The organism is Pseudomonas edaphica (genome assembly GCF_005863185.1).
Classification (GTDB): domain Bacteria; phylum Pseudomonadota; class Gammaproteobacteria; order Pseudomonadales; family Pseudomonadaceae; genus Aquipseudomonas; species Aquipseudomonas edaphica.
In genome coordinates this window covers 1-3,934 of sequence record NZ_VBVZ01000565.1, presented here as the reverse complement: position 1 = coordinate 3,934, position 3,934 = coordinate 1, and the positions used below count along the sequence as shown (strand labels likewise).

The 3,934-nt window shown below is 59.8% G+C and carries 5 protein-coding genes; 2 read left to right on the top strand and 3 right to left on the bottom strand.

Annotated features, from left to right (window positions below):
* Window positions 1-62: 62 nt before the first annotated feature.
* Both cysQ and nudE read right to left on the bottom strand, forming a co-directional pair.
* Window positions 63-899, bottom strand: coding sequence for a 3'(2'),5'-bisphosphate nucleotidase CysQ (gene cysQ, locus FEM54_RS26595; RefSeq protein WP_017135385.1), 837 nt, complete (start codon window positions 897-899; stop codon window positions 63-65).
* Window positions 896-1,462, bottom strand: coding sequence for an ADP compounds hydrolase NudE (nudE, locus tag FEM54_RS26590; protein WP_017135384.1), 567 nt, complete (start codon window positions 1,460-1,462; stop codon window positions 896-898). Before nudE ends, cysQ begins: the two co-directional genes overlap by 4 nt.
* 87 nt (window positions 1,463-1,549) lie before the next feature.
* On the opposite strand from nudE, the gene yrfG reads away from it, so the two are divergent.
* Window positions 1,550-2,212, top strand: a complete 663-nt coding sequence (yrfG, locus tag FEM54_RS26585) for a GMP/IMP nucleotidase (RefSeq protein WP_138453660.1) — start codon at window positions 1,550-1,552, stop codon at window positions 2,210-2,212.
* A gap of 154 nt (window positions 2,213-2,366) precedes the next feature.
* Here yrfG and lysM read toward each other — a convergent pair whose 3' ends face one another.
* On the bottom strand, window positions 2,367-2,807 hold the full coding sequence (gene lysM, locus FEM54_RS26580; protein ID WP_138453661.1) for a peptidoglycan-binding protein LysM: 441 nt from the start codon (window positions 2,805-2,807) through the stop codon (window positions 2,367-2,369).
* A 234-nt stretch (window positions 2,808-3,041) separates the two neighbouring features.
* Here lysM and fdhD point away from each other — a divergent pair, with 234 nt between their 5' ends.
* A complete protein-coding gene (gene fdhD, locus FEM54_RS26575) occupies window positions 3,042-3,881 on the top strand; it encodes a formate dehydrogenase accessory sulfurtransferase FdhD (protein WP_138453659.1) in 840 nt (279 codons plus the stop codon).
* Window positions 3,882-3,934 lie beyond the last annotated feature (53 nt).

Here is a 3,934-nt window from a genome sequence, read left to right as displayed (position 1 = left end):
TTAGTGACTGATCTACCGCTATCGCAGGCAAGCCAGCTCCCACATTTTGACCTGTTGTGGCCTTAAGAACGGGCCAGGGTCAGCAGGCGCTCGCGCCACGCTGCCTTGGCCGGCAACGCCAGAAAGAACGGGTTTAACAACGAAGCCCGCGCCGGGTAGCTGAACGGCGCACCACTCAACTCCAACACCTCACCACCCGCCCCTTCCAGCACACCCTGGGCTGCGGCCGTGTCCCACTGCGACGTCGGCGCCAGACGCGGGTAGCAATCGGCACTGCCTTCGGCCAGCAGACAGAATTTCAGCGAGCTGCCGATATTCGCCAGCTTCAGCTCACCCAAGCCTTCACTCAAGCCACTGAGCAGGCGTTCCTGTTCCGGGCTGCTATGGCGGCGGCTGGCAACCACGGTAAACGCCTCGCCGGCCGCTGGGGTCTGGCGTACCTGGATCTGCTTGGGCGCCTCACTCACGTCCGAGCGCCACGCGCCCAGGCCCGCGCCACCGAAGTAGCAACGGCCACTGGTGGGCATCGACACCACGCCAAACACCACGCGGCCTTGCTCGATCAACGCAATGTTGACGGTAAATTCTTCGCTGCCGGAAATAAACTCCTTGGTGCCATCCAGCGGGTCCACCAACCACCAGCGCTGCCAGCCGGCACGCACGTTCTGGTCGATATCGGCGTCTTCTTCGGACAGCACCGGGATGCTCGGGTCCAGAGCGGTAAGGCCCGCCAGGATCAGATGGTGAGCCGCCAGGTCGGCCGCCGTCACCGGTGAATCATCCGCCTTGGCGGTGACCGCTACGTCCGCACGCCAATACGGCAGGATGACTTCACCTGCCTGGCGTGCCAGCTCGATCACAGGGGCAATAAACGGATGGCCTAAAAACAGTTCGCTCATGCGACAAAAGCTCCACGCTGGGTCAACAGGTCTCGTACCAAATACAGGGCCGCCAATGCACGGCCTTCACTGAACTGCTCGTTTTGCGCCAGCATCGACAGCTCGCGCAGGTTGACGCGCTCCACACGCATCGGCTCAGGTTCATCGCCTTCCAGGCGCTCTTCATACAGCTCGGTGGCCAGCACCACCTGGATTTTCTGGCTCATATAGCCAGGCGACAAGGACAGTTCGGTAATGTGCTCCAACTGGCGCGCGCCATAACCGGCCTCCTCCTTGAGCTCGCGGTTGGCCGCCGCCAGTACGTCCTCGCCAGGTTCGATCAGGCCCTTGGGCAACGACAATTCATATTCGTCGGTACCGCCGCAGTACTCTTCCACCAGCAACGCGTGGTCGGCATCGATCATCGCCACGATCATCACCGCGCCGTAACCGGCACCGCGGCCTACCAGGCGCTCGTAGGTCCGTTCAACGCCATTGGAAAAGCGCAATTGCACTTCCTCCACGCGGAACAAACGGCTACTGGCGACTATTTCGCGGGCGAGGACGGTGGGTTTCTGGCGCATAAGCGGCTCCTTGGCGTGATCGGGTTACTATACCGTGGCTTTTCCGATTGTCTGTGTCGGATATCTTTACTTACATGAGAACGCCCCATGCCCTCTTTGCCCTGGCACGCCATCGACACCGTCCTGCTGGACATGGACGGCACCTTGCTCGACCTGCACTTCGACAACCACTTCTGGATGGAGCACCTGCCCCAGCGTTACGCCGATTTGCACGGGGTGAGCCGGGCCATGGCCGACATGGAATTGCAGCCGCTGTTCGAGCGTAACGCCGGACAGTTGCAATGGTATTGCCTGGATTTCTGGAGTGCCGAGCTGAACATTCCGGTGCGCGAACTCAAACTGGAAACCGCCCACCTGATCGCCCTGCGCCCGGACGCGGACACCTTTCTGGCGGCAATCAAACAGGCCGGCAAGCGTGTGATTTTGATCACCAACGCCCATCGTGATTCGCTGTCATTGAAGTTGGAGCGCATTGAACTGGCGCCGTATTTCGAGCGGTTGATCAGTTCCCACGACTACGGTTTCGCCAAGGAACACCGGCAATTCTGGGATGCGTTGCAAGCCGACATCCAGTTCGACCCGGCCCGCAGCCTGTTTATCGATGACACCTTGCCGATCCTGCGCAGTGCGCGCGAGTTTGGCGTGGGGCATTTGCTGGCGGTCAAAGAGCCGGACAGTAAGAAAGGGCCAAAGGACACAGGGGAGTTTGCGGCAGTCGATGATTACCGAGATCTCATCGCCGGGCTCTAATGTAAATGTGGGAATGTGAATGTGGGAGCTGGCCAGTGTGGGAGCTGGCTTGCCTGCGATTGCATCACCGCGGTGTGACTGACACACCGCGCTGCCTGCATCGCGGGCAAGCCCGGCTCCCACACAAAGCTGCTCCCACAGTTAGCTCTGTGTGTTACTCAGGAATACGCAGTACTTGCCCTGGGTAAATTTTGTCCGGGTGCGACAGCAACGGCTTGTTGGCCTCAAAGATTTTTTGGTATTTGTTGGCATCGCCATATTCGCGCTTGGAAATAGCGCTGAGCGTGTCACCTTTTGCAACGGTGACAAAACGGGCGGCTGCCGCGGCCGGGCCAGTCACGGTGATCTGGTCATCCACACTGCCAACACCGGCGATATTGCCCGCAGCCAGGATGATTTTCTCTTTCTCTTCCTGAGTGGCAACTTCACCTTTAACGGTGACTTTGTCGCCCTCAACGGTTGCGGTGATGTTCGGATTTCCGAGCCCTACCTTGCTGATGTGATCCTTCAGCTCATCGCTCGCATTGGCGTTACCCGGCGTCAACAGGTCAATCAACTTCTCGCCTGCTTCCTTAACAAAGCTAAAAATACTCATGGTGCGCTCTCCTTGGGGTTTAAGTTCCAGATGCCCAAGACTAGACCAGTCCTGCAGCCTTGGGTTCCAGGCACGCCAAAGACCCAAACACGCTAGCCTGCGCGCTGGCAGGAATAAGCCCGCAACACGCGCCTTGATCGACGCCATCTATCAATAGATCAGTACAGCCGATTAGACGCGACCCTTTGTCGCGCCTAGTCTAAACATTGATCATTCCCTCGGTGGTACTGCCCCATGAACGCCAAGCGCCCAGTCTGCGCGGCGCCTGCCCTCGAAACGCCCGCGCCGGCCGCCAGCCAGAGCTACCAGTTTTGCAATCTGGAACACACTGAAATTGCCAGCACTGCATTGGCCGAAGAAGTGGCGTTGGCGATTGCCTACAACGACATCAGCCAGGCGGTGATGCTGGTGACGCCCACCGACCTGGAAGACTTTATCGTCGGCTTCAGCATCGGCAGCGGCATTATCGCCGACGTTAGCGATATATATGATCTAAAACTCAGCGGCACGGGCTCTGCCCAATACGCTCACGTACAGATTTCCAGCCGCGCCTTCTGGAACCTCAAGCAGCAACGCCGCCAGTTGGCCGGCACCAGCGGCTGCGGCCTGTGCGGCGTAGAGGCCGTAGAACAAGCCTTGCCGGACCTGCAAGTGCTGCCCGGTGCGCCCTTGCCGCCCGCCGAATGGCTCAACGGCCTGCGCCAACGCATCAGCGCGTTTCAGCCCCTGGGCCAGTACAGCGGCGCGGTGCATGCGGCGATCTTTATGAATAACCAGGGCGAGTTGCTGATGGGCCGCGAAGACATCGGCCGACATAACGCCCTGGATAAATTGATCGGCGCGCTGATCCGCCAAAAAATTCCGACCGACGGCGGCCTGGCCATTGTCACCAGCCGCTGCAGCCTCGAATTGATCCAGAAAGTCTTGCGCGCAGGCATCCAGACCCTGGTCAGCCTGTCGTCGCCCACCGGCCTGGCCCTGCAATGGGCGCGCCGGCACAACCTCAATCTCATCCACCTGCCGCAGAAAAGTGCGCCGCGGGTCTACAGCCCTGCGATGGAGAACCAGCCATGAGCCTGCATCACCAAGCCGACCAAACCCCGACTCCGCGCTACAAGCCTTACAAA

What these genes read in the sequence shown, in the direction of transcription:
- cysQ (WP_017135385.1), bottom strand. Translation starts at nt 899, where the DNA reads ATGAGCGAACTGTTTTTAGGCCATCCGTTTATTGCCCCTGTGATCGAG.
- nudE (WP_017135384.1), bottom strand. Translation starts at nt 1,462, where the DNA reads ATGCGCCAGAAACCCACCGTCCTCGCCCGCGAAATAGTCGCCAGTAGC.
- yrfG (WP_138453660.1), top strand. Translation starts at nt 1,550, where the DNA reads ATGCCCTCTTTGCCCTGGCACGCCATCGACACCGTCCTGCTGGACATG.
- lysM (WP_138453661.1), bottom strand. Translation starts at nt 2,807, where the DNA reads ATGAGTATTTTTAGCTTTGTTAAGGAAGCAGGCGAGAAGTTGATTGAC.
- fdhD (WP_138453659.1), top strand. Translation starts at nt 3,042, where the DNA reads ATGAACGCCAAGCGCCCAGTCTGCGCGGCGCCTGCCCTCGAAACGCCC.